Consider the following 26,397-nt stretch of genomic DNA (forward strand, 5'->3'; position numbering starts at 1 on the left):
GCCACACCGAATAACGGCCATGCGACTTCCCGTGCATGGCCGTTATTATTTAGTCGCCGGCAACGGGCCTTATTGATATATCTTTACCAGTCCTTCGTGCAAGGCGGGAAACAGGCTGCGATTGAAGTTATTCCAGCGCAGTTCAAGAATCGTGTCCTCCTTGTCGATTTCCGTCTTCAGGACGTCATGGATGACTTCACCGGAATCGATGCCGTTATCGACATAGTGGAAAGATGCACCAGTCATGTACAGCGGCTTCACCGGTACGGTTTCCATGGTTTGCCAGTTGACCACTTTCAGACCGCGCGCGCCGTACAGCGCATCCAGCGTGGCATAGGCGCCGCGCCGCTCATAGGGAGACTCCAGGCGGGTGACGCCCGGATGGATGTTGACGATCTTACGGTGGAACAGGCTGCCCGGCCGCACCAGCTCGTCCAGGATGATCAGCAGGCCGTCCAGCACGACAATGTCGGCGTCCAGCTCCAGCAAGGTGTCCAGCAAGTGCTTTTCAAACGCGCTTTTACCCGCCACGCGCTCCGGCGCCTGCATGCCGTGCCGCCGGTAAGCCGATGGAATGGCCAGCAGCAGCTCGTTCACCGGCCGCCCCTGCACTTGTAGATCGGGGGGATAAAACCAGCGCTTGCCCGGCTCATACGAAAAACCGTATTCCCTCAGTTTCTCCCTGTCGATGGCCAGTTCAGCATCGTCGTCGTAGATCACTTTTTCGAGGGAATACATTTGCCCCAGCTCGGTCTGGTTGAGCGCTTCCACCAGCGATTCCAGCACCGACTTCATGTAGCGCGCGCCATCCTTGTAGGCGACCTCCTGCCCGGCCTTGTCGGCGGCGGCATTCCTGAGGGACCAGATATAAACGAGTTTTTTCTTTTGCATGGCTATTGTCATTGATTATTAATACGGTCTGGGCGACCCCGTCTAGGCAACCCCAGCTACACGCCCCGGCCTCGTCGGCCACGTCTAGGCGACCCCAGCTACGCGCCCCGATCATTCCCGCGCAGGCGGGAATCCATGTTCATCGTCATGCTAGGTAACTTGGATCCCCGCGTGCGCGGGGATGACGACGGTGTTAAGAACGCTTACCAGACGTATTTGGCAGACGCCACCACCGTGCGCTGATTACCGTAGAAGCAGGTATTCACCGATTGGCAGCCGCTGACGAAACGACGGTTGAACAGATTCGATGCATTCAACGTGAAGCGCCAGTTCTGCATGTCGTAGTGCGCGCCGGCGTCATACACCGTGTTGCTCGGCACCAGCAGCGAATTGTCAGACGCCCCCGCTGCACTGCTCTGGTAACGGATACCCGCGCCCAGGCCGAAACCTGCCAGCGCACCGGTGTGCCAGGTCCAGTCACCCCACAGCGATGCCATCTGGCGCGGCCTCGGAATATCGACCGGCCATTTCCCCAGCGAAGAATCGTTGGCCTGGGTATTCTTTACATCCTGGTACACATAGGCCGAAATGATGGAGAATTCACGCGTGATGTTGCCGACCGCGCTCAGCTCAAGACCGCGCGAACGCACCTGCCCGGTCTGTACCGAAAACGTCTGGGTCGGATCGTTAGGATCCGGCGTCAGCACATTGTTCTGGTAGATCTGGTACAGCGCGCCATTCAACGTCAGGTTCTTGCCTTCCGGCTGCCAGCGCACCCCGGCTTCGACCTGGCGGCCCTTGGTCGGCGCCGCCAACCCGCCGCTAGCCATCCTGACGCCAATCACCGGATTGAACGAGGTTGAATAGCTGAGGTAAGGCGAGAGACCGTAATCGCCCAGGTAGACCAGTCCGACCCGGCCCGAGAAGGCATGGTCGTTCTGCTGGAACGAGGTGCCGCCGGCCAGGTCGCTCTGCTTGGTGTCGCTCCAGTCTTGCCGGCCGCCGACGGTTAAGGTCCAGCGCCGCCATTTGATCTGATCCTGGGCGTAGGCGCCGAGCATGCTCAGCGTGGTGCGCGTATCGGTACGCGGAAATGCGGCAGGCGAAGAGAAGATCGCATTCGTGATCGGGACATATACCGGGTTATACATGTTCAGGCTTGGCGCGGTAGCCATCAGTTCGGTGTCGCTGGTGCGCTGACGGTTGTACTCCAGGCCCAGCAACACAGTATGATCGAACGGGCCCTGCCGGAATTTTGCCTGCGCCTGGTTGTCGATATCGAAGCGGCTGTAGTTGAACTGGTAGTCGCCGACGTAACGCACCATCGATTGCTGGGTCGGATCGTCGCCATCCAATCCACCGCCGAACACCTGCCCCTGGTCCAGCGACAGATGCATCAGGCGCAGGTTCTGGCGGAAAGTCCAGACCGGATCGAACTTGTGCTCGAACTGGTAGCCGGCCGACCATTGCTTCTTGCGGTAATGCGAGAAGTTTGGATCACCGGTGTACAGGTTCTCTGAAATCGTGCCATTCGGATTCGGCAGGACGGTGCCCTGCGCCGGCAGGAAATTGTTGGAAGCGTCGCCATGGTCTTGCAGGTAGGTCAAGGCCGCGGTCAGCGAGGTATTGGCGTCCGGCTGCCATCTGATGGATGGCGAGAAGGCAATGCGCCGCTCGCTGTTCGGTCCGGTCAGGGAATTGCCGTCGCGGCCAACGCCGAGCACGCGGTACGACAGCTTGCCGTCGACATCGATCTTGTCGCCGATATCGAAAGCAATCTGCTTCCTGGCGTAATCGCCGAGCTGCATCTGCACTTCCCGGATGCGTTCGCCGTTGGCCAGTTTGCTCTGGACGTCCACGATGGCGCCCGGATCGCCCTGGCCGTACAGCACCGAGCTGGGACCACGCAGTACGGTGATGCTGTCGATCATGAAGGGATCGACGCGCCAGCTGGCCAGGTTGATGGTGGTCGGCACCGCCAAGCCGTCGGTGTACACGGTAGGCGTGAAGCCGCGCAAGACCGAATACCAGTCCGAGCGCACTTCCGAACCGTAGGTCGAAAAGCCCGGCACGTAGCGCAAGGCATCGTTGACGCTGGCAGCGCCGGTCTGCTCGATCTGCGCCGCCGTGACGACGTTGATGGTCTGCGGAATTTCATTGAGCGGCGTATCGGTCTTGGTGCCGGTAGCACTGCGCTTGGCCACCAAACCTACCGTGCCGTTGTCGTCAGCCCCCGCACTGACGCTGATTTCGGGTAGGGTACTATCTGGCGTGGCGGCCGATTGTGCCTTACTGTTTTTCTGCACATCGCCTGCTGGCTGTCCCACTTGTTGTGCGTGCGCGTAACCGACCACGCCAGCGTCGAATATCACGCTGATCGCTACCGCCATTGCCCGCCGACGCGTACCTGTTGTCCATTCCATCTTCTTATAACTCCAATTGCTATGCAGCTAGCTGTTAGCTGCGTTCCTCTTCAAAGAGCGGAAGCCATGCGGCCGCCGCCCACCCCGTTATTTTTTTGTTCTATCTGCGGCCCGCTGGCCCTGGCCTGGTCGGCGCCCTGCATCAGGGAAGCCGTGATTTCGTCCGAACGCAAGGCCAGCACCGACAACAAGGTGTCGGAGAGGCCATGGCTATCCTCGCAGCAGCCCTGCAGGTAAATGCGTGGCTTGAAGTGCGCCGGCGTCGCCAGCTGGTAGTCGCGCCCGACGTTGCCCTGCTGTAGCGCGTCGCCCAGGTAAGGAGCGAGGCCGTCCAGCAGGCCAAGATGGGTGGCGCGGCCGTAACCGGTGGCCAGCACCAGCGCGTCGAAGCGCTCGGCGCAGGCATGGCCGCTGAGGCGGTCGCGCAAGGTCAGCTCCAGCTGGCCGTTGCTGTGGCGTACGGCAGTTTCTATCGCCGTGTTGGCCAGCAGGCGGTGGCGCGGTTCGCCGCCGACGCTTTGCAGGTACAGCATTTCATAGATCTGTTCGATCAGCGCACGGTCGACCACCGCATAATTGGTGTCGCGGAAACGGTCTATCAGCGAGCGCCGCATGTCTTTGTTCTGGGCGAAGATGACATCAGTGAAAGCCGGACTGAAAATCTCGTTGACGAACGGGCTGTCGTCCGCCGGCTTCAGCGCGCCTGAACGGATCACCAGGCTGGCGTCGACGCCGGGGAAGCGTCGGGTCAGGTCGATGAAAACCTCGGCTGCGCTCTGCCCCGCCCCGATTACCGCAATCCGTTTGCGCGGGCCGCTTTGCGGCGCGCCCACTACGCGGTCGATGGAGGTCAGGTAGTTGGCGGTATGGATCACGTTGTGCGGCCCCAACGCAGCAAATGCCTCGGGCACCTGCGCGCTGCCGCCGATGCCAATCGACAGCGCCCGCGTTACGCGCTGCCATTCGCGCCCAGCCTCGTCGCGCGAAAATACCCGCACGGCGTTGACCTGGCCGCTGCTGTCCGGCGCCGTCACCGCTTCCACCCCGGTCACGGTCTCGCCGTAATGCACGCGGTCATCGAAAGCCTGGGCAACCCAGTTCAGATAGTCATGAAATTCCACCCGGGTCGGGTAAAAGCTCTTGAGGTTGACGAAATCAGGCAAGCGGCCGCGCTCAAACAGATAGTTGATAAACGTAAAACGGCTCTTCGGATCGCGCAAGGTGACCAGATCCTTGAGGAAGGAAATCTGCATGCGGCAATCATCCAGCAGCATGCCGCGATGCCAGCCGAACTCGGGCTGGCGCTCGATAAAGCAATGCGCCAGGCTGGCTGCGCCAGGCTCTTCAGCCAGGCGTACGGCAAGTGCAAGATTGGACGGTCCGAAACCGACGCCAATCATGTCAAACAGGCTATCTCGTTGCATGTCTAAGGTCCTTATCAGTTTTAGCCGGCACAGAAAATACGCCGGTCAAAGAAAAATCCGTGGCGGGCAATGCCCCGCCGTCTTCAATCACCATTACGCAGCGCCACAGGACTAGCCAGGCCGACAGCCAGCCGTTCCGCCAATCCGGAAAAATAGGGGTTGCCGAACACCTCGGCAATCGTCAAGGCATAGCCGGCGGCGCAAGCCGCATCGACAAAGCGCACGATGTCGAAGGAGGTTGCCCCGGCGTCAAAAAGATTGTCGTAGTGCGAAGGCGCACTACCAAACACGCCGTCCCAAATATGCGCCAGCGCCTCGGCCAGCCGGGCGACTCGCGCAGCAGGCATTGCGCTTTCAGCGTTTCCGGCTGTTGGCCGCACAGCGCGAACTGCATGTCCGGTCCAGACCGATGCCGGCCCCAGCGCGGCATGAGGCGCTTCGGCAAACTGCCGCACCGCCTGCAGGTAGTCTGCCGTCAGCGCTTCGACGAATCCGGTATCGACCAGTTCGTTGGCATAAGAGAATGCTGCCGTGACACGGCCGTCGGCGTGTTCGACCACGTCCAGCTCCAGTTCGAACACGACACGATGCCTGACGTCGTTGAAATCGCTCAGCGTCAGTCCGCCCCAGCCTTTACCGGCGCCGCCCTGCGGCCGCATGTAATTGAACATGACCTGGAACAGCGGATTGCCGACCGCGCTGCGCGGCGTCCGTAAGGCCGCTACGACATCCGCGAAGGGTGTATCTGCGTGCGCATACGCCGCCAGTGCGGCGTCGCGAACGGCCGCCAGCACCAGCGCCGGGGAATCCATGCTCGACAAGCGGGTGCGCACCACGACCGCATTGATGAACAAGCCAAGCGCGAGGCGGGCGGCGTCCGAGGTCAACGCATGTGTCAATTCCCGCGTCGAGGCCAACACACCGATCGGCTGATCGCCGGCGCCCGTAGCGCGGTACAAAGCCACATTCAAGGCGGCATGCAGCAACATCGGCAAGGTTGCATGCGCCTCCAGCGCCACCGTGCGCAGCTGCTGCAGCAAAGAACGGTCGATCTCGAAAGGGATGCGGCCTGCCTGCCAGCGCGGCGCAGCTGCGCGTCCGCCCGAAGGCGCAGGCAGCAACAACTGCGGAATATCCTCAAGGGCGTCGCGCCAAAACGCCAGGCGCGCCCGCGGCGCGGCGCGAGGCAACAGTGGTAGTTCCGGTAGCGGTAACGGCGCATGACAAGAAAAGACCGGTGCAGATGCAGAGCCTGAAACCTGAGCAACATAGGCGCTACGGATATCTTCCAGCCAAAGCGCTATCGAATCGCCGTCCGAAATAATGTGATGGACTACCAGCGACAGCACATGATCGTCATCCGCCAGGCGCAGCAAACGCACGCGCCACAAACCTTCTTCGCCCAGGTTGAATGGCCTCAACGCGTCTTCGTCGGTCAGCGCAGCCGCGCGGGCTAGCCTTGCCGCTTCGCTGGCGTCATGCGTCAGGTCGGTCAGCGGCAGCGTGACTTCCCACCGTTGCTCGATGCGCTGGCGTGGCAGACTGCCGGCACTTTCGACCAGCCTGGTGCGCAACGCCGGGTGACGCGCGGCGGCCAGGGCAAACGCAGCGCTCAGCGCAGTGAGATCCAGCGGTCCGCGCAAACGCATTGCCAGAGGAATGTTGTAGGCGGCATTATCCGGCTGGCTGCGCCACAGGAACCACAGACCAAGCTGCGCCGGCGACAGCGGCAACAAGCCATTGGCATCGACGCTTGCAGAGGCGCCGGCAGCGCCATGCAAATCGGCCTGGAAATCGGCCTCTGTCGGTATCGCCGCCTGCACCCGCTGCGCATACTGCGACAATAACGGCGCCTCGAACAAGGCCCTTACCGGCAGTTCGCGCGCCAACCGCTCAGCTACGCGGGTCGCAACCCGGACTGCCGCCAGCGAGTGCCCTCCCATCTCGAAGAAATGGTCAGCGCGGCCAACCCGTTCGACGTTCAGGACTTCACGCCAGATTTGCGCCAGCGCCGCTTCAATGCCGACGCTGGGCGCCTCGTACACGCGTTGCTGGCGTTCCGGCTCCGGCAAGGCGGCACGGTCGACCTTGCTGTTGGCGTTGCGCGGCAGCGCTTCCAGCACGACGATATGCGCCGGCACCATATAGTCCGGCAAGGTGTGGCGCAAATGAGCGTCCAGTTCAGCAGCATCGGCGCGCAGCTGGCGCGCCCTTGCTTCATCGCTCAGTTCGACATAGGCCACCAGGACTGCCTGCGCGCCCTTGCCGTGGACAATCGCCACCGCCTCGCGCACGTCGTCATGGGCAGCCAGCTGGGCTTCGATCTCACCCAGTTCAATGCGCAGGCCGCGCAGCTTGACCTGATGGTCTACCCTACCGATAAAGTCGAACACGCCGTCCGCTCGGCGCTTGACCAGATCGCCGGTGCGGTACAGCCGCGCCCCGAGCGCCCCAAAGGGATCCGGCACAAAACGTTCGGCGGTCAGCGCCGGCCGCTGCAGATAGCCGCGCGCCACGCCAACGCCCTCGCCGCCCAGGTACAGTTCGCCGATAACGCCGACCGGCAACGGGTTCAGGCGGGTATCCAGCACATGGGCGGTACGCGCGCCGACCAGCGTGCCGATCGGCAGGTAGGCGCTGTCGGCCAGCTTGGCGCTATCGTCTTGCGGATGGAACATCCACAGCATCGGCGTAATCACCGTTTCGGTGGGACCGTAGCCGTTGACGATGCGGACCTCGGGGAAGGCACGGCGCATCAGCGCAAAGGCTTCGCGCGAAGTTGCTTCGCCGCCTACCGTCAGCGAGCGCAAGGTAGGCGGTGCGCCATGCGCCAGCGCCCATTCCGCCAGCTGGGTGGCGCAACCGGGCGGCACATACGTCATGGTGACACCCTCGCGCACCATCATCTTGCAAGTCTGGGCCGGCGGCCACAGGGTATCGGCGGTGATGGCGATCGCGGCGCCCGACATGTATTGCGAAAACCAGCCCTCATGGGCGCCGTCGAAATTGACCGACTGGAACAGCAGGAAAACATCTTTCTCGCCGGCGCCGTAGCGCTCGGCAATCGCTGCGCAATGCCGCGTAAAGCTGCAGTGATCGACCACCACGCCCTTTGGTTTGCCGGTCGAGCCGGAGGTGTAGATGACATAAGCGGCCTGCAGCGGCGACACTTGCGGCAATTTGACCGATGCAAGCTGTGCGTCGTCGACGCTGGCGTCGCCGGCTTCGCTTGCCAGCCAGATCCGCAATTCATCCGATACCGGCAGCATCGACAGGCTTTGGGCCTCGCTGATCACATGGCAGATCTGCGCATCGGCTATCATCTGCGCCAGACGTTCGCGCGGGTGAGCTGGATCGAGCGGAACAAACGCCGCCCCCGATTTCAACACCGCAATCAAGGTCACCAGCAGGTCAACCGAGCGACCCAGCGCCACCCCGACCCGCATCTCGGCAGTGATGCCGGCGGCGACCAGGCGCCGTGCCAGACGGGTGGCGCGGGCCTCGACCTCGCCGCGCGTGAAAGCGCGCTGCAGATCGGCGACACCGCGTGCATCCGGGCGTTCCTGTGCAAAATCGGCAATATGCTCATGCACCGCCTTGAAGTTTTGCACCGGCGTTTGCACCGGCGCTTCCGCCTGCTGCGGCGGCAAACGATTCCAGGCCGTGAGTTGCGCCAACTCGGCCGGCGGCAGCCATTGCAGATCGCCGAGTGCGGTATCCGGTGCAGCCACAGCACTCGATAGCAGGGTAAGAAAGCGTTCGGCGAGACGTACTGCCGCGTCGGCATCGAACAAGTCCAGTGCATAGGTAAACGCGGCGCTTATGCCATCATCGCTTTCCTCGCAGCTCAGCGTCAGGTCGAACTTGGCGTATGGCGTCCCCGAAGGCAAAACACTGATGGCCACGTCCGCCAGCGTCGGCAGGTGCCGCCGTGCACCGTAAGCCGCCATCACCTGGAACAGGGGATTGTGGCTGGCGCTGCGCACCACGCCAAGCGCCTCGACCACCTGTTCGAACGGTACATCCTGATGCGATTGCGCATCGATCAGGTTGCGCTGGGTCGCATCCACCAGCGCTGCGAACGATTGCGTCATCCCGGTGCCGACCGCCAAGGTCAAGGTGTTGACGAAGAAGCCTATCAGACCGGCGGTTTCCGCCCTTTCGCGGTTCGCTGCCGGCACCCCGACCTGGATCTGCGCTTCACCCGAAGCGCGCGCCAGCAAGCCATTCAAGGTCGCCAGCAGCACCGCAAACGGTGTCGCCCGGCGGGCATTGGCAAGATCCCGCAGCTGCTGCGTCAGCTTGTCGTCTATGCGGAACAGATGGCGGGCGCCGCGCGCGCTGCGTTGCGCCGGCCGCGGCGCCGCGCCGGGCAGCATCAAGACGTCGCGGCTGGCGTCCAGCTGGGTGCGCCAGAATTCCAGCTGGCGCTCGCGTTCGCCGGCATCCAGCCAGCGGCGCTGCCATAACGCGTAGTCGGCGTACTGGATCGGCAACGGCGCCAGCGACACCGCCTCTTTCATCGCGTAGGCGCGATAGAAGGCGCTCAGCTCGGCCAGCAAGACGTCGACCGACCAGCCGTCGGCCACGATGTGATGCAAGGTCAGCGCCAGCCAATGCGTATTGGCGTCCAACCGTATCAGGCAAGCCCGCAGCAACGGTCCTTGGGTCAGGTCGAAAGCTTGGGCCTCGTCACCGGCGGCGATCAATTCTGCCCTGGCAACCCGCGCAAAGGCAGGAAAATCGCTGAGGTCGGTTTGATGCCAGGGGCAACGCAGCGGTGCATGCACTGTCTGCTGCACGCCGTCGGCACTTTCGGTGAAAGTCGTGCGCAAGGCTTCATGCCGTGCGATCAAGGCATCGCACGACAGGCGCAAGGCATGGGCGTCGAGCTTGCCATCCAGCTGCATGCGTTCGGTAATGTGATAGGCCGCCGGCTCGTCGATCATGCGCGCATGCAGCCACAAACGCATCTGCGCAAACGACGCCGGCACGCTGGCGGCGCGCTCGGCACGCGGCGGAATCGGCAGCAGACGAAAATCGATGCCGGCGGCGTCCAGCTTCTGCAGGAACAGCTTGCGCTGGGCCTCGGGCAGTTGCGCAAAACGCGTGGCCAGCGACAGCAGATCAGGTTTTACATTGCTCATCGATGATCCTTATTCCATTTCCAGTTCAGCCAGCAGCGCATCGATGGCGCTGGCCGCGTCCGGGCCAGTGCTGGTGCTGCGCTCGGCCAATGCCTGGTCGATCAATGCGGCACAGCCGGCCAGGGTGCGCTGCTCGAACATGGCGCGCAGCGGCAACATCAGCTGCCAGTGCAGATTGGCCTGGGCATTGGCCTGGGTGGCCAGCAGCGAATGGCCGCCGAGCATGAAGAAATCGTCGTCGCGGTCGACCGCAGCGATCCGCAACACACGCTGCCAGATGGCGGCGAGTGTGCGTTCGGTATCGCTCTGCAGCACCACGGCCGGTTTTTCCTGGCGCTGCGGCGCCGGCAAGGCGTTGCGGTCGCACTTGCCGTTGGGCGTCACTGGCAGCGCATCCAGCTGAATCAGCTGCGCCGGCACCATATAAGCAGGCAGCTGCGCCCGCAGGACAGCTAACAGCGACTCCTGGTCCAGTGCATTGCCGGCGCCGCGGGCAACATAGCCGATCAATTGTTCATTACGCACGATCACCACTGCATCGTGCACGCCGGTGATTGTCCGCAGCAGCGCTTCGATTTCGCCCGGCTCGATGCGTTGGCCGCGCAGCTTGACCTGGGTATCGCTGCGGCCCAGGTAATCGAGCGCGCCATCGGACCGGCGCCGCGCCAGGTCGCCGCTACGGTAAAGCCGTGCGCCAGGCAGGAAAGGATCCGGAACGAAGCGCTCGGCCGTCAGCCCGGGACGGCCAAGATAGCCGCGCGCCAGGCCGGTTCCACCCAGGTACAGTTCACCGACGCCGCCTGGCGGAACCGGATGCAGGGCCAGGTCCAGCACGTGCAGTTGCAGGTTGGCGATCGGATGGCCGATCGGCACTGCGGCCGCCTGGATATCTTCTGCGCCGCAAGTCCAGTGCGAGACGTCGATTGCCGCCTCGGCCGGTCCATACAGGTTGTACAGGCGGGCATGCGGCAACAGCTGCGCCACCCTGGCCACCAGTTCCGGCGGCAAGGCTTCGCCGCTGGCAACGATGCGCTGAATGCTGGCGCAGCGCGCGGCAGCCTTGAAATCATCCAGATAGGCAAGGAATGCCGCCAGCATCGACGGCACGAAATGCAAGGTGCTGACGCCGTGGCTTTCAATCGCCGCCACCAACCGTGCCGGATCGCGGTGGTCGCCCGGCGCGGCAATCGCGAGCCTGGCGCCGATGGCCAGCGGCCAGACAAATTCCCAGACCGAGACATCGAAACCGAACGGTGTCTTGTGCAGCACCACGTCGTCGCCTTGCAGCTGATAGGCGGACTGCATCCAGGCAATCCGGTTGGCCAGTGCGCGGTGGCTGTTGCCGGCGCCCTTGGGCTTGCCGGTCGAGCCGGAGGTGTAGATCAGATAGGCCAGTTGGTCGACGTTAACTTCAATCGGCAGCCGAGCCGCGACCTTGGCTTGCAACAGCTCGCCGACAGTCAGGATGGCAACGCCGGGGCCGGTCACCGCCGTCTGCACGCGTTCGTGCAGATGCGGCTGGGTAATCACAACCGCAGGCTGGGCATCGTTAAGCAGATGGGCGATGCGTTCGGCCGGGTAATCCGGATCGATAGGCAGATAGGCGGCTCCGGCTTTCAGCACGCCGAGCAGCGCAATCACCATGTCGAAGGAACGCTCGATACAGAGCGCTACGGCGCTGTCCGGCTGCACGCCCTTGGCCAGCAACGCTGCCGCAACCTGGCTGGCGCGCTGCTCCAGTTCGGCGTAGCTCAGCTGCCTGCACTTGCCTGCGGCATCCAGCATCTCCAGCGCGACGGCTGTCGGGGTTGTCAGGGCTGCGCGTTCAAACTGCCGATGCATGGGCACTTGCTGTACCAGCGGCCAATCTTTTGCGGTAGCGTTCCAGCCGGCCAGCACTGCCAGTTGATCAGCGCCGGTCAGCGACATGGCGCCCAGCGCCGCCTGCGGATCGTTAATCAGCGCTTCGATCGCAGCGGTGAATACATCGTGCAGCGCTGCGACGCTTGCCGCGCTGATGCGTGTTGCATCGTAGCCGTAGTCTATGGTCAGCGCTGCATCTACCCCGGCCCCTGCTTCGATCACCAGAGTAAGGGCGAAGTCGGTGGCCTCGATATTGCGCAAATCGCGCATCTTGAGCGAGCGCTCGTCACGCCCCTGCCATGCCTCGTCGACCGGATAGTTTTCAAACACCAGGAGGGTATCGAACAAAGCTCCCTGCCCGGCCCAGCGCTGGATCTCATACAGCGGCGTCTGCGCGTATTCTGCCGCGGCAGCATTATCGCTCTGCAACTGATGCAGCCATGCCGCTGCCGACAAGCCTGGCAAAGGTGCGGCGATGACCGGCAAGGTATTGATGAACAGGCCGAGCACGGTGTCGACATCGGCCAGTGTATCTGGCCGCCCTGCCACCGTTGCGCCAAAAGCTACGCTAGTCTGGTTGCAGCTGCGTTGCAGGGTCAGCGCCCAGGCTCCCTGCACCAGAGTATTCAAGGTGATCTTCAAGCGCCGCGCAGTCTCGGACATGCGCGTCATGGCGGCAGCCGGAAAAACCGCGCGCCAGCTACGCTGTTCGGCTGGGCGGCCAGCGTCTGCTTCGCGCTCGGCGACCAAGGTCGGCTGCGCCAGTTGCGCCAGCCGTTGCTGCCAGAAGCTGCGTTCGGCATCCTGGTCGCGAACGGCTAGCCAGGCGATGAAATCGCGATAGCGCGTCTTTGCCGGCGCTGCGAACGGTTGCGGGCGTGGCGGCTCGATATAGTCCCGCAGCACATCTGCGAAGAAGCGCGCCGTGCTCCAGCCATCCAGCAGCAGGTGATGGCGGGTCCAAACCAGGCGCCATTCATCTTCCGTGAAACGAATCAATGCCACACGCATCAGCGGCGGCGCGCTCAGATCGAAGCTGCGTGCCCTATCCTGCTGTAGCCAGTCATCGAATGCCGTGTTCGCCTCAATACCGCGTTCGCGCCAGTCGAACAGGTCGACCGTCATCTTCGCCTGGCGATGGACAATCTGCACCGGCAGTGCCTCGCCGGCGGTAAAGCCGGTGCGCAAGATGTCGTGGCGCGCTACCGCAGCGCCAAAGGCTGCGCTCAGGCGCGCCACATCCGGATTGGACAAGGTGGCGACCAGCTGATTGACATAGGTCGATTGTTCCGGTGCGAACAGCGAATGGAACAGGATCCCTTGCTGCATGGGAGACAGCGGATACATATCCTCTACGGTGCGCAAATCGAAAGGCAGCCGCTCCAGCGTGGCTTGCGACAAACCGGCCGCGCGTGCCAGCGGATAGTCGCCAGGCGTGGCGCCGCCCCCGCGCTGTGCCAGGCGTTGCGTACAGGCGTTAACCAGTGCTGCGAGTGCGCTTTCAAAGCGCTGCGCGAGCGTCTCGATGGTGGCGCGCTCGAACTGTGTGCTGCCATATACCCAATGTACTTTCAGCGTGCGCGGCCCGTCGGCGTCCAGATAAGCATGGATCGCCAGCGCGTTGCCGAGCGGACCGGCCGGGTCACGCTCGCGACCGGCGCCGCCGAAACGTGCTACCAGGGCAGCGTCGCGCATGGCGTCAAACTGGCCGAGATAGTTGAAAGTCACGCGTGGCCGCTGCACTGCAGCCAAGGCGGCGCGGGTTGCCGCATCGCCGTAATGGCGCAAAACACCGAAACCCAGGCCCTTATGCGGCACTGCCCGCAAACTGTCCTTGACGGCGCCGAGGGTGGCTGCGGGCTGGTCTTCAACCGTCACCGCCAGCGGATAATGGCTGGTCAGCCAGCCCAGCGTGCGGCTGGCGTCGATGTCGTCGAACAAGGCTTCGCGGCCATGTCCTTCCAGTTCCACCCGGCAGTACGGCTGCCCGGTCTGGCTGCTCAAGGTCTGCGCCAGCGCGGCGATCAGCAGTTCGATCATTTGCGTGCGGTAGGCGGCATTGGCGTCAGTCAGTGCGCTGCGCGTCAGCTCGGCATCCAGCACCTGGACCACGACTGCGGCGTCGGCATTGGTCGCGGCTGCCTGCGGATGATCAAGCTGCAGGTCCTCATGAGCTGTCGCAAGCGTTGTCCAATAAGAGGTTTCGCCGACAAACGGCGAACCTGCTTCACTGGCGGCGCGCGCCAGACGGGCGGCCCAATCCTGGGCAGCGACGCTACCTGCCGTAAGCCGGATGCTGCGCCGTTCGCGCGCCGCGCGATACGCTGCGTCCAGGTCTTCCAGCAAAATGCGCCAGGAGACGCCGTCGACGATCAGATGGTGGATCGCCAGATAGAGCTGGCTACGGCCGTCTGGGAGCATCGCTGCGAACGCGCAGGCCAACGGGCCGTGGGTAAGATCTAGCTGGCATTGCAAGACATCGAATTGCGCCAGCGCATCGGCTCCATCATGCGCAGCGCCCGTGGCTAGCGGCAGATTGACATAGGCCTGCGGCGCCAACGTGATTTGCCATGCACCGGTGGCACTATCCTGGATAAAGCGCTGTTTGAAAATGTCGTGATGATTGAGCAAACTCTCGAAAGCGCGGGCGAAAGCGTCGAAATCGAATGGTTCCTGCAAGTCGAACTGGATAGCCTGGTTCCAGTGACCGCGCTGCGGGATGTCGAATTCAAAAAAACGCAGTTGCGCGGGCGTCAACAATAGAAGCTCGTCGCGCTTGGCTGCCTGAGGTTTTGCCGGCGCCGCCACGACAAGATTGTCGGTCGAAACCGCTACCTGCCCCAGTCGGGCTATGGTGGGGCCGTCAAACAGCTGTTTTGGCGTAAACCGTACACCGCGCTTGCGCGAGCGCGCAATGACCTGGAGCACCAGGATGGAATCGCCGCCCAGCTCAAAGAAATTATCTTCGCGCCCGATCGATTCCGCCTTCAATACCTCTTTCCAGACCGCCGCCAGGGTTTCTTCAATCACGCCGCGCGGCGCATCGCCGGTCGCCGCCGCAGTCACAGGCGCGCTCGCCAATGCACGCAGGGCCTGGCGATCGACCTTGCCGTTGGCGGTTACCGGCAACACATCCAGCACCATCAGCAGGGCCGGCACCATGTAATCGGGCAGGCGTTGCGCCAGTTTCTCGCGCAATGCGTTCTGGTCGAGCAATGCGGCCGCACGCGCTGTGACAAACGAGGCCAGCCGCATGCGGCCGTCCTGCTCGAACGCCAGCGTGCTTGCTTGCGCCACGCCGTCGAGTGTCAGCAGCAGTGCGCTGATTTCACCGGGCTCAACGCGATAGCCGCGGATTTTCACCTGGTCATCGACGCGGCCTAGGAAATCCAGCCGGCGGTCGGCGCGCAGCCGCACGCGGTCGCCGGTGCGGTAGAGACGCTGTCCATCGGCAAAAGGATGCGGCAGGAAGCGCTCGGCAGTCGCTGCCGCGCGTCCCAGGTAGCCGCGGGCCACGCCGGGGCCGCCCAGGTAGAGCTCGCCGATGGCGCCGGGCGGGACACTGGCGCCGTGGGCATCCAGCACGTAGGCTTGCGCATTCGGCAACGGCAATCCAAGCGGCACGCCCTCTGCCACGCTGGCTCTTGCGCGTAACGTGGCCTGTGCCGGCGCAGAAGTATCGCAGGTGAGCGCACCGACGGTTGCCTCGGTCGGACCGTAGTGATTGATGACGCGGCAACCTGGCTTGAGCGCCGCTATCCGCTCCACTAGCGCCCACGGCAATGTTTCGCCGCCGGTGATCAATGCATGGCCCGGCAGCACGTCGGCCGGCTGGCGCGCATCGAGCAGCGCATGCAGATGGCTGGGCACGATCTTCAAGATGCCGACATCGCGGCTGCGCATTTCCTCGGCAAAGCGATCGGGGTCGAACGCGCATTGCGCCGGCAGCAGATGCAGCGTGCGGCCGGAGCACAGGGCGCCGAACAGCGTGGTATGGCCAAGGTCGGCCGCGACTGTCGACACCATCGCCATCGAAGCATCTGCGCTGAATGCCAATTCATCCAGCATTCCCTGCACATAGTCTGCCAACGCGCGATGGGAAATCACCACGCCCTTGGGCGTGCCGGTGGAGCCGGAAGTGTAGATCAGATAAGCTGCCTGCAACGGCGCCGGACGGTTCTTGCGGACAGCGGCATTGGCCAGCAAGGGCATCTGCATCAGCGCATCCAGCGCCAGCATCCGGGCGCCGCCGAATTGCCCGGTGAGCGTGGCTTGGCTGGCGCTCAGTATCCATTGCGCCTGGCAGGCATCGACCGCGGCGGCCAGCCGCTCGGACGGCATGGCGGGATCGAGCAGCACCGCATATGCGCCCGCTTTCAAGATGCCTAACAGCGCCACAGCGAAATGCACGGAACGTTCGATACAGACTGCAACCGGCTGTTCCGTCCCAGCGCCCTGCTGTTGCAAAGCCTGGGCAATGCGTTCCGAGGCATCGTCCAGTTCGGCAAAAGTCAGCTGGGTGTCGGCGTCAGCCAGCGCAATCCGGTGCGGGGTAGCGCTGACATGGCCGGCAAACATGTCCAATACGCTGTCGAACGCCGACGGCAGCAGGCGGCCCAACCGGGCGGCGCCATACTCTGCACGGTCGGCGCAATCCAGCTCGGCGATCGTGCTTGTCGGATCATTTACAGCATCGCTAACCAGTGCAGCAAAGCTTTCAAGCCAGGCTTGCGCCGTAGCGGATTCGATGCCATCCAGCGCATAAGCGGCGACCAGCTCGATGCCGTGCGCATCGTCGGTAAAATCGAGAGCAAAATCAAAACGGGCGGCCAGGTCGGGGCCGGCCGACATGTGTGCTGTCGCGCCAGGTAGATCGGCGTTCAGCGCCAGATCGAACTGCTGGGCAAACTTGACTCTCAGCCATTCGTCGCCGCGCCGCACCGGTGGCTCGACCGCATCCAGTACCTGCTCGAACGGCACATCCTGGTACTCGAAGCCGTCCAGCGCGCTGGCGCGTACGGCTCCCAGCAAGGTCTCAAAAGACTGGCCTGGCGCCACATGTGCGCGCAGTGCCAGGGTGTTCAGGAAAAGCCCCAGCAACGGCGCCGTCTGCGCGCGCTGGCGCTGTGCTACCGGTATCGCGACCACAATGTCGGTGCTGCCTGTCAGACGGTACAGCCAGGCGTCGAACGCCGCCAGCAATACCGTAAACGGCGATGTCCGATGGCGCCGCGCCAATGCACGCAGCGTCGCGGAGGTTGCAGCCGACAAGCGCAGCGCCAGACGGCCGCCGCGGTAGTCGCGTTCGGCGGAACGGGGACGGTCGAGCGGCAGCGCCAGCGGCGGTGGTGCGTCGCGCAGCGCAGCGCGCCAGTAATTGCGCTGCCGCTCGCCTTCGCCGGCAGCGAGCAAGTTGCGCTGCCATAGCGCGTAATCGGCGTATTGGATGGGCAGCGCTGGCAGCTCCACCAGATGGTCGCTGGCCAGGGCTGCATAGGCTGCAGTCAATTCCTGGAAGGCGCAACGCGAACTCCAGCCATCGCTGACGGCGTGGTGGGTGGTCAGCAACAGGCGTTGTGCGGTGTCGCCGAGGGTCAGCAACGTCGCTCGCAGCAACGGCCCGGACGACAGATCGAAGGCATCGGTGACATGTGCTTGTGCCAGATCGGCGGCCAGCGTCGCGCGTTGCGTCTCGTCGTGACTGCGCAGATCGACCTCGGCCATACGCACCGGCAGATGCGCGTGGACGCGCTGCATGACGATGCCGTCTTCATTTTCCACCAGCGTGGTGCGCCAGGCTTCATGGCGCGCAATCAGCTGGTCCAGTGCGCGCTGCAGCAAGGTCGCGTTCAACACGCCGCGAATGTCCCACTGCACGGCGATGTGGTAGGCGGCGCCAGCGTCGCGGGTCTGCGCCAGCACCCAGAAGCGCTGCTGGGCAAAGGATGCGGGGCAGTCAACAAATTGCGCATCATCTGCCTGGTGAGGAGCCTTAGGAATCAAGCCGGCGCCGTCGACCTCGGTCTCGCTACGTTCGATCAGCAGCGCCAGTTCGGCCAGCGACGGATCATCGAACAAACCTTCCAGGCGCAGATTGACCTGCCATTTGATTCGCACCGCGGCCTGCATCTGCATGGCGCCAAGCGAGTCGCCGCCACGGGCGAAGAACCGGTCTGCGCGACCGATCGGCGCCGCATCGTTCAACAAGCCTTGCCACAAAGCAGCAAGAGCGCGTTCGACCGCAGTTTCCGGCGTCACGTAATCGGCTCCGGCGGCTAACGGCAGCGCTGCTACCGCCAGCCGCAATGCCGTCTTGTCCAGCTTGCCGTTCAAGGTATAAGGGAGACGCTCGAAGCGTGCAAAGCGGTGCGGTAGCCAGGCTTGCGGCAGCCGCGCCGTCAAATGCGCTTTTAAAGCGTCGTCAGTGAGCTCTTCAGCCAACGTCACGCAGGCGATCAACTGGGTCCGTCCGGCGGACGCTTCAGCCAGCACGCCGGCGTCGCGCACAACCGGATGCGTCAGCAGGCAGGCGGCGACCTCACCCGGCTCTACCCGTACGCCGCGCACTTGCACCTGGTCGTCGATGCGGCCGAGGTAATCGAAGGAACCATCGGCACGCTCGCGCGCCAGGTCGCCGGTGCTGTAGATACGCGCACCAGGCTCCCCTGTCGGATCAGGCAGGAAACGTTCCGCCGTCAGTGCCGGCCGGCCATGATAGCCGCGCGCCAGGCAAACGCCGCCAAGCAGCAACTCACCTGCATCGCCTTGGGCAGCTTCATCGATACGGGCAATGCGCGGCCCGATCGGCCAGCCTATCGGTAGCGAAGCGTGGCCGCTGCCCTGCTCCAACGCCGGTACGCTGCCTGGATCGACTGGCCACAGCATCGGCGAAATCACCGCCTCCGTCGGGCCGTAGCCGTTTACCAGCCGGATGGCGGGAAAGACCTGGCGGATTTCATGGAATGTATCTTGCGACATGGCTTCGCCGCCAAACAGCAGCACACGTAGCGCGGATGGCACGCCGCAGCGCGCAGACTCCGCCGCGAATTCACGCAAATACGCAGGCGGCAAGGTGGTGTTGGTCACACCCTCGCGCTCCATCAAGGCGCGCGCGGTTGCCGGAGTAAACGGCGGCGGATCGCTGATGACCACGCTGGCGCCAAGCGACAGCGGCGCCAGCCAGGCTTCAATCGAGACATCGAAATTGACCGAAGCGAAGTGCAGCAAACGGTCCGTCGGCCCTATCGGCAGCGCTGTACAGAGCGCCGCGCAATGGACCGCCAGCGGGCCATGTTCGACCACTACGGCCTTCGGCGTGCCGGTCGAACCAGAGGTATAGATCATATAAGCGGCCGCGCGTGGATCCACCGGCGCATCCTCATCGGCCAGCAGCGCGCCAGACAAATCGTCGCGACCGACCGTGAAACATTGCGCGAAGCGGGCGCGCATCGCTGCGGCGGCGGCCACATCGACGATGCCATGCGCCAGCCCGGCATCCTGGGCCAGCCAGTCAAGACGGGCAGCGGGATGGCGCGGATCGAGCGCGACAAATACGCCGCCAGCCTTCATTACGGCCAGCAACGCCACGAACAGGTCGCAGGAACGCTCGACGCAAACGCCGACGCGTACTTCGGCAGCGACGCCGGCGGCACACAAGCGGGCGGCCAGGCGGCTGGCGCGCAGATCCAGTTCGCCGCGCGACAGGCGCACGGTATGCGGGGTGAAGGAAGCCAGGGCTGGCGCATCGGGGGCCAGGCGTGCCTGCGCACGGATTTGCTGGTGCAAGGCAATCGGAAAACGCGTCGTCGACATAAAATCCTCAGGTCCGGCCACAAACATGGCCTCTTTGATTGGTTGACGAACCACGCCTTCAAATTTTTAGTGAAATCCCATGCATTTATCTTTTTTCTGCGAATCTGCAGCGCGCTATTAAATATTCACTGTGCTGAATCGTCATCCCAGTTAACAGCCTGTATTGCGCAAGGTTTACCCACGCAATTTTTTTGCTGAATTTGCCATATCCGATTCTCACAACCCTCAACCGACTGAAGCCGATGACCGCTGCCAACGAACCCTACGATTCCCCACCTGATTCTCTGCCCACGCCCTCGGCGCAGGCCAAGCCAGCCATGCGCCTGATTCTTGCGCTGCTGAAGCGTTCCAAGGGGGCGCTGGCGATCGCCCTCACCGCCTGTGTCTTGAACGGCATCGCCAGCGTGCTGCTGGTGGCAACCCTGAACCGGGCCCTGTCGGACGCGACTGCAGCCGACGGCTCGCTGGCTCTGCGCTTTGGCTTGTGCGCGGTGATCGCCCTGGTCACCAGGGTGATCACCGGCGTGCTGTTTGCACGGCTGTCGCAAGACACCATGGCGCAACTGCGTGAACATGTAGCCAAGCGTGTCGCCGCCGCCGAACTGCGCGATGTCGAAAGAATAGGCGCCGCGCCGGTGCAATCGGTGCTGACCGATGACGCCACCAATGTCTCGATGCTGTTTTTCGCCCTCCCCAACATCGTCATGCACGGTTCCATCGTTTTCGGCTGCCTCGGCTATCTGGCCTGGCTGTCGTGGCCGGTGTGCTTGCTGGCGCTGACTGCGATTGTGGTCGGCTCCTTCGGTTACCACAGCGGCGACAAGCGCGCCATTGCTTCGCTGGAGGCCGCGGGCCGTTCGCAAGACAAGTTGTTCGGCTATCTTGGCGCATTGTTTACCGGCGCAAAGGAACTGAAGCTGCACCAGGCGCGTGCGCGCCAGTTCCTCGACGGCCAGCTGGGTGCCGCCATCGGCGAGGTGCGCGACCATCGCCGGCGCGCATTCAGCTCGTATGCCGTCGGCGTCGGCTGGATCGTCTTCCTGTTCTATGTATTCCTGGGTGCAGCCGCGTTCTGGCCCACCCTGGGCGTACGCGCCGACCCGGCTGCCGCTTCTGGCTATATCGTTGTGTTCCTGTTCATGTTGTTGCCGCTGGATGGCTTGCTCAATAACGTGCCGACCTTGAATGCCGCACGCGTATCGCTGGCCCGTATCGAAAAAATCATGGAAGAATTCGGCAGCCTGCGCATTGTGCCGCCGCTCAGCGAAAGCGCATCGCACCTGCCGTTCAAGACGCTGACTTTGCGCAACGTCACGCACTCCTACTTCCATGAACGCGACGAACGAATGTTCAGAGTCGGCCCGATCGATCTCACCTTCAAACCGGGTGAGCTGATCTTCCTGGTGGGCGGCAACGGCAGCGGCAAGACCACGCTGGCAAAAGTGCTGACCGGACTGTACGAACCGGAACAAGGGGTGATCGAGGTCGATGGCAAGGTCATTGGCTCTGCCGAGCGTGCTGCCTATCGCGAACGTTTCACCGCGGTGTTCAACGACTTCCACCTCTTCGATGCGCTGCTGGGCATCATCGATCCCAACGATGCCTCAAGGGCGCAGGCGGATGCGCGCGCCAATGCACTGGTCGCCAAGCTGGCGCTGGACCATAAGGTGCAAGTGATCGACGGCGCCTTTTCGACACGTGCACTGTCCACCGGACAACGCAAGCGCCTGGCGCTGGTGGTGGCTTACCTGGAAGACCGGCCGTTCTATCTGTTTGACGAATGGGCGGCGGACCAGGACCCAGCGTTCAAGGCAGTTTTCTATGAACAGCTGCTGCCGGAACTGTGCGCACGCGGAAAAACCGTGCTGGTGATCACCCATGATGACCGTTACTTCCCGCTTGCCGACCGTGTTCTGAAACTCGACAACGGCAGCATCGTCAGCGACACCTTTGGCGCACCGCTGGCGGCCCGTGTGGCTAATGGTTAATGGCTAGCCAAACATGAAAATGGCCCGCAAGTCATGCACTTGCGGGCCATTGCAATCACAGGTTCATCAACGATTAAGGTTTTGCCGGAGGCAGCGACAGCAACTGCTCGGTCATGGCATCCGCCAAGCGCAGCGCCGACATCGGGCCGCCGAACACCCACAGGTTGCGCTCCACCAGCGCCACCCGGCCAGCACGACGGGCCGGCACAAAGCGCCAGACCGGCGAATCCAGCTTGGCCGAGAGCGGCACTTCCGGCCCGGTGGCGCTTACGAACAGCACCGCAAGGCCAGGCTTTTGCAGCAAGTCTTTGGACGTTACGTAGGTGGTGCCCTCGCGGGTCGGCGCGGCGTAAGCAAGCTCCAGACCCAGTGCGCGCGCCACACCGCCCACCATGCTGTTGCCGGTGAACGCCCAGTAGCGGTCGGCCAGGCCCAGCTCTTGCAGCCAGGCCACCTGTTCGCCGCTGCGCCCTGCCTGCGCGATGCGCTGGACGTCGCGCGCCAGACCGGCGTCAAGCTTCGCTTCGACCGCACGGCCAGCCTCTTCACGACCGGTCAGGCAAGCAATGCTGCGCAAGATCTTGCGCGCCCAGTCCATCTGCGTCAACGACGCTTCGTTCTTTTCCAGATCCGGGCTGTACTGGAACAGTACCGTGGGGGCGATGCGGTTGAGCGCGTCGAAAATCGCGCTGTGCCTCAGGCCGACGCCCAGGATCAAATCAGGCTGCAGCGCGGCGATTGCCTCAAAACTGGGTTCCTGCCGGGTGCCGACGTCCGGCACGCGGCCAAGACGCTCTTTGTCGTAGTCAAACCAGCCGGGATAGTTGGCGGAGTCAGCCATGCCGACCGGGATCACACCCAATGCCGCCAGGTCTTCCGCGAACATGTATTCAAGCACCACGATGCGCTTCGGCCGTTGCGGCATGGCGTGGTAGAACTGCGAAATGGTGGGGTTCTCGGCCAACGCTTCACAGGCTGCCGCAACAGGGACAGCAGGCTGGCCGGCGGTTGCAGCGACAGGCGCTGCACCGGCAAGGCTGATGCAAGCCGCAACAAGCAGGCGCAAGCGCCATGTCTTGGCCCTCATTGCAGCGACTCCTGGCAAGCCAGTTCGTCGTCGCACATGGTCAACAGCAAGGGGCAGCTTGCGCACAAATTCGTTTCTCCTGGAATTTCATTGCGCATGCAGCAAACACGGCGTGCGCGGAAGGGATTGGGCAGCAAGTCGGAACGCGGCTGGACCCGGCGCACGGGCGTACGCAAAGGATTGGGGCCGCCGTCGCTCAGGCAGGAGCAGAACAGATTTTCGATATCGCCTGCGCCGCCAGGCAATGCCGCGCACTCGCCCGCCAGATAATCGAGCAGATTGCCGGCATTGCCCCAAAACACGCGCGGCGCAATCCGCGTCATGCTGGCCAGCGTTTCAATGACTGCCTGCAGATGTCCGATCAGCGCCGCGGTGCAGGCCGCAGTATCCGGTTGCGGCGGCTGCAGGGCGTCGGCGGCAAAGTACAGCGCGGCCGGCATGCCATTTCGCAACAGCAATCGGGTACGCGCCGGCGACATGTCGAGGGGCCGGCGCAGCAGCAGCGCGACGATGCCGGCCGGCGCCGCCAGCCAGAAATAGTATTTGCTCCATTGCGACAGCAATGCCCGCGCATGGATTTCAGCGTCGCCGCCGTAGTGCAGCGCCATGGCGGTCAGCAGCTCGCTGCGATAAGCGCCAAGCTCCGTCAGAGGGATGCATGCGGCCTCTGCGTCGGCATGCTGCGGCTGGTCGGGAGTACCAAGCCAGATATGTTGCAAACGCGATTCCAGATGCGCGGCAAGCCGCGGCGGCGCCAGCGTAGAGAAACAGCGCGCTACCGGATCGTTCCCTTGCAAGACAGCCATCATCGGCCACCTTGCTTCTCGCGCCGCACTTGCATGATCAGCAAGCCAAGCAGATATGGCGCCCCGATCAGCGCGGTCAGTACGCCGGCCGGAATCTCGCGCGGCGCCAGCAGCGTGCGCGCGGCAATGTCGGCCAAGGCCAGTAGCAATGCGCCGCAGGCCGCCGCCAGCCATAAGCGTGTCCGATGATTACGGGCGCCGAGCAGCATCGCCAGGTGCGGCGCCATCAGCCCGATAAAGCCGACTGGTCCGACCGCCGCCACCGCGGCACAGGCTGCCAGGGTAGCGACACTCAGCACCAGCGGCCGCAAGACGCCGACCGGCAAGCCCAACGCCGCTGCCTGCTCATCGCCAAGCGTCAGCAGATCAAGCGGCTTCGCCAGCAATGCGCACACCGGCACAGCCAACAAGCACCATGGCAGCAAGGTCGTTACTTCGCCCCAGCTGCGGCCGTAAGTGCCGCCGACCAGCCACACCACGAAACGCGCCGGCTGCACGCTTTGCTGGGTGATCAGCCACTGCGACAGCGTGGTCCAGAGCGTGCCGAGGACCAGTCCGGTCAAGGCCACCGCCATCGGCGCATAGCGATGGCGGCGGTTCAGCAGCAAAGTCAGCGCCAGCGTAACGGCGCCGCCGGCCAGCGCCGCCATTGCCAGAGTCGAATGGTTTGCGAGCGGCCATGCGATCAGCACGATAAAGGTTGCCAGTCCCGCGCCTTGGGTGACGCCCAGCACTTCAGGGCCGGCCAACGGATTGCGTACGATGCTTTGCATCAGCACGCCGCTGGCCGCCAGCAGCGCGCCGGCCAGCAAGGCACAGAGCAGGCGCGGCAGGCGCAGATCAAGCAGCATGCGGCTTACTTCGTCGCTCCCTCTCAGCGCCGCCAGCCATGCGGCCGGATCGATCAGGCGAGAGCCCAGAGAGGCGCCGGCAAACAGCACGGCGCCGCCAATCAGCAGCAATCCGATGGCGATCAGCGGCGCCGGCAGCGTGACTAGCCAGCGTACTGCACGGTTGCCGGCCGCGCTCATCGGATGTTCCTGTCCCGAGCCCAGCCCACCCGACCATGCCGCGCCGCTGCGTATCATGGCCAGCATCAAGGGTGTGCCTACCAGCGCAATGGCGACGCCGGTCGACAAGGTAGCGTCCAGATCCAGCGCCAGCACGGCGCTATCGGTCACCAGCACCAGCGCGCCGCCCACCAGGGCCGACAAAGGCACCAGGGCGCCCAGTTTCGAGGCCTTGGCGCCGCGCATCTGGCGCAGCAGGTTGGGCGCGATCAGGCCAACATAAGAGAGAGGTCCGGCAATGCTGACGGCAACGCTGGCAAAAGCCACCGCCACCACGATGGCGCCGAGGCGTGTTGCGTCGATGCGCACGCCGGCAGCGGCTGCGGCATCGTCACCGAGAACGAAGGGATTGAGCGGACGGATTACCAGCGGCAACCCTGCCAGCGGCAGCAGCAGCCACGCCATGGCGATCTTGAGGCCGTCCGCGCCCGGCTGGTACAAGCTGCCGCTGGACCAGAGGGCGGCGCCGGTGATGCTTTGCTCGAAGAATGCCAGCACCATGGTGGAGATCGCAGAAAACAGCAGCATGCAGACGCTACCGGCCAGCACCAGCCGCAGCGGCGTAGCGCGCCAGCCGGCAGCCGCCACCACGCACGCCGCGGCAGCCAGGCCGCAGCAGAACAGCAATGGCACCGATGCCACGCCAGCCAGCGCCGGCACTAGCATTGCCGCCAGTAAGCCGAGCTGGGCGCCACCGGTAATTCCCAGCAAATCGGGCGACGCCAGCGGATTACGGGTAAGCGCCTGGAACAGTGCGCCTGAGACGCCTAGGCAGCCGCCGGCGACCAGGGCCGCCAGCACGCGCGGCAAGCTCAGGTCGAACAAGAGGATATGGGCAAGCGCAGCCGGCTCGCCATCTGTTGCAGCCAGCCACAGCCGCACATCGGGCGCAAGACGGAGCAAGGTCGTGACCGCAATCAGCGCGGCAAGCGCGTTGGCGATCAGCGCGACTCTGTTTGCTGTAGGCGCATGCCGGTCCGCCGAAACGGCACGCGATGGCGCGCTTGCGGCTATGCCGCTCATGCCGCCAGATCCTTGTCAGAGCCAGCCTCGCGCAGCGGTACAATCTCGACCGGGGCAAGACCCGGCACCGCATCATAGGCTGGCACGCACATCGGCACGCCACTCTGCGGGTGGGCGATTTTCAGCATCTTGACACCGAAAGTCTGATGCAGATGAAGCGGTTCCAACATGGCGTCAGGCGGACCTTGGGCGACGATCCTGCCGTCGCGCATCAGCACCATGTCGTCGCTGAATGCGGCCGCCTGGTTCAAATCGTGCAGCACCCAGACGATGGTCAGCCCACGCTCTTGGTTGAGCCGGCGCAGCTCGTGCAGGATGTCGAGCTGATGATGGATATCGAGATAAGTGGTAGGTTCATCGAGCAAGACGATCGGCGCCTGCTGCGCCAGCGCCATGGCAATCCACACACGCTGCCGCTCGCCGCCCGATAGAGCCGCTACATCGCGGCCGGCATCGGCGGCTAGTCCGCTTACTGCCAGTGCTTCGTCGATCGCCGTCTGGTCGCTGCGCGTCAAGCCGCGCAGCCAGCCGCCATAGGCGTAGCGGCCGTAAGCGACCAGCTCGCGCACCGTCAGGCCGGCGGGAATCTGGTTGAACTGCGCCAACATGGTCAGCACACGCGCCAATTCACGTCGCCGGTAGGAAGCCAGCGGCGCGCCATTCACCTCGATCTGGCCCGAGCGCAGCGGCTGTAATCCTGCCAGGGTCCGTAGCAGCGTGCTTTTGCCGCAGCCGTTCGGTCCGCACAAGGCGGTGACCCGTCCTGCCTTGATCGTCAGGTCGAGGCCATCGAGCACTATCTGTTCGCGATAGGCGACCGTCAGCGCGCGCGCCGCCAGGGCAGTTCCAACCGCGGCGTTCAT

General features: G+C 63.8%; 10 protein-coding genes. 1 reads left to right on the forward strand and 9 read right to left on the reverse strand.

Going from position 1 to position 26,397, the window contains the following annotated elements; translation table 11 throughout:
• Positions 1–69: 69 nt before the first annotated feature.
• The 5 genes from CPter91_RS13535 to CPter91_RS13555 form a co-directional block, all read right to left on the reverse strand.
• Positions 70–891, reverse strand: coding sequence for a formyltransferase family protein (locus CPter91_RS13535; protein WP_061941153.1), 822 nt, complete (start codon positions 889–891; stop codon positions 70–72).
• Positions 892–1,094: 203 nt separating this feature from the next.
• On the reverse strand, positions 1,095–3,314 hold the full coding sequence (locus tag CPter91_RS13540) for a TonB-dependent siderophore receptor (RefSeq protein ID WP_061941155.1): 2,220 nt from the start codon (positions 3,312–3,314) through the stop codon (positions 1,095–1,097).
• Positions 3,315–3,364: 50 nt separating this feature from the next.
• Positions 3,365–4,738 (reverse strand): lysine N(6)-hydroxylase/L-ornithine N(5)-oxygenase family protein, encoded by a 1,374-nt coding sequence (locus CPter91_RS13545; RefSeq protein WP_061941157.1) that lies wholly within the window; start codon positions 4,736–4,738, stop codon positions 3,365–3,367.
• Positions 4,739–4,821: 83 nt separating this feature from the next.
• Positions 4,822–9,885: a non-ribosomal peptide synthetase gene (locus CPter91_RS13550; RefSeq protein WP_061941159.1), complete on the reverse strand. Its 5,064-nt coding sequence runs from the start codon at positions 9,883–9,885 to the stop codon at positions 4,822–4,824.
• A 9-nt stretch (positions 9,886–9,894) separates the two neighbouring features.
• Complete coding sequence (locus CPter91_RS13555) at positions 9,895–19,560, reverse strand: non-ribosomal peptide synthetase (protein WP_061946216.1); 9,666 nt, start codon at positions 19,558–19,560, stop codon at positions 9,895–9,897.
• A 242-nt stretch (positions 19,561–19,802) separates the two neighbouring features.
• Between CPter91_RS13555 and CPter91_RS13560 the strand changes: the two genes are divergently transcribed.
• The gene (locus CPter91_RS13560) at positions 19,803–21,548 is read left to right on the forward strand and encodes a cyclic peptide export ABC transporter (protein WP_061941161.1); all 1,746 of its coding nucleotides are present in this window, start codon (positions 19,803–19,805) and stop codon (positions 21,546–21,548) included.
• A 73-nt stretch (positions 21,549–21,621) separates the two neighbouring features.
• On the opposite strand, the gene CPter91_RS13565 is transcribed toward CPter91_RS13560, so the two are convergent.
• The 4 genes from CPter91_RS13565 to CPter91_RS13580 are packed head-to-tail and all read right to left on the reverse strand — an operon-like array spanning position 21,622 to position 26,397.
• Positions 21,622–22,635: an ABC transporter substrate-binding protein gene (locus tag CPter91_RS13565; RefSeq protein WP_061941162.1), complete on the reverse strand. Its 1,014-nt coding sequence runs from the start codon at positions 22,633–22,635 to the stop codon at positions 21,622–21,624.
• Positions 22,632–23,444 carry a siderophore-iron reductase FhuF gene (fhuF, locus tag CPter91_RS13570; protein WP_061941164.1) on the reverse strand — a complete coding sequence of 271 codons (813 nt, stop codon included), beginning with the start codon at positions 23,442–23,444 and terminating at the stop codon, positions 22,632–22,634. The genes CPter91_RS13565 and fhuF overlap by 4 nt, the downstream gene beginning before the upstream one ends.
• Positions 23,441–25,534, reverse strand: coding sequence for a Fe(3+)-hydroxamate ABC transporter permease FhuB (fhuB, locus tag CPter91_RS13575; protein WP_061941166.1), 2,094 nt, complete (start codon positions 25,532–25,534; stop codon positions 23,441–23,443). Before fhuB ends, fhuF begins: the two co-directional genes overlap by 4 nt.
• A complete protein-coding gene (locus CPter91_RS13580) occupies positions 25,531–26,397 on the reverse strand; it encodes an ABC transporter ATP-binding protein (RefSeq protein ID WP_061941168.1) in 867 nt (288 codons plus the stop codon). Before CPter91_RS13580 ends, fhuB begins: the two co-directional genes overlap by 4 nt.

The organism is Collimonas pratensis, from assembly GCF_001584185.1.
Classification (GTDB): domain Bacteria; phylum Pseudomonadota; class Gammaproteobacteria; order Burkholderiales; family Burkholderiaceae_D; genus Collimonas; species Collimonas pratensis.

Coding starts and splice junctions, on each gene's coding strand:
- CPter91_RS13535 (WP_061941153.1), bottom strand. CDS start 891: ATGCAAAAGAAAAAACTCGTTTATATCTGGTCCCTCAGGAATGCCGCC.
- CPter91_RS13540 (WP_061941155.1), bottom strand. CDS start 3,314: ATGGAATGGACAACAGGTACGCGTCGGCGGGCAATGGCGGTAGCGATC.
- CPter91_RS13545 (WP_061941157.1), bottom strand. CDS start 4,738: ATGCAACGAGATAGCCTGTTTGACATGATTGGCGTCGGTTTCGGACCG.
- CPter91_RS13550 (WP_061941159.1), bottom strand. CDS start 9,885: ATGAGCAATGTAAAACCTGATCTGCTGTCGCTGGCCACGCGTTTTGCG.
- CPter91_RS13555 (WP_061946216.1), bottom strand. CDS start 19,560: ATGTCGACGACGCGTTTTCCGATTGCCTTGCACCAGCAAATCCGTGCG.
- CPter91_RS13560 (WP_061941161.1), top strand. CDS start 19,803: ATGACCGCTGCCAACGAACCCTACGATTCCCCACCTGATTCTCTGCCC.
- CPter91_RS13565 (WP_061941162.1), bottom strand. CDS start 22,635: ATGAGGGCCAAGACATGGCGCTTGCGCCTGCTTGTTGCGGCTTGCATC.
- fhuF (WP_061941164.1), bottom strand. CDS start 23,444: ATGATGGCTGTCTTGCAAGGGAACGATCCGGTAGCGCGCTGTTTCTCT.
- fhuB (WP_061941166.1), bottom strand. CDS start 25,534: ATGAGCGGCATAGCCGCAAGCGCGCCATCGCGTGCCGTTTCGGCGGAC.
- CPter91_RS13580 (WP_061941168.1), bottom strand. CDS start 26,397: ATGAACGCCGCGGTTGGAACTGCCCTGGCGGCGCGCGCGCTGACGGTC.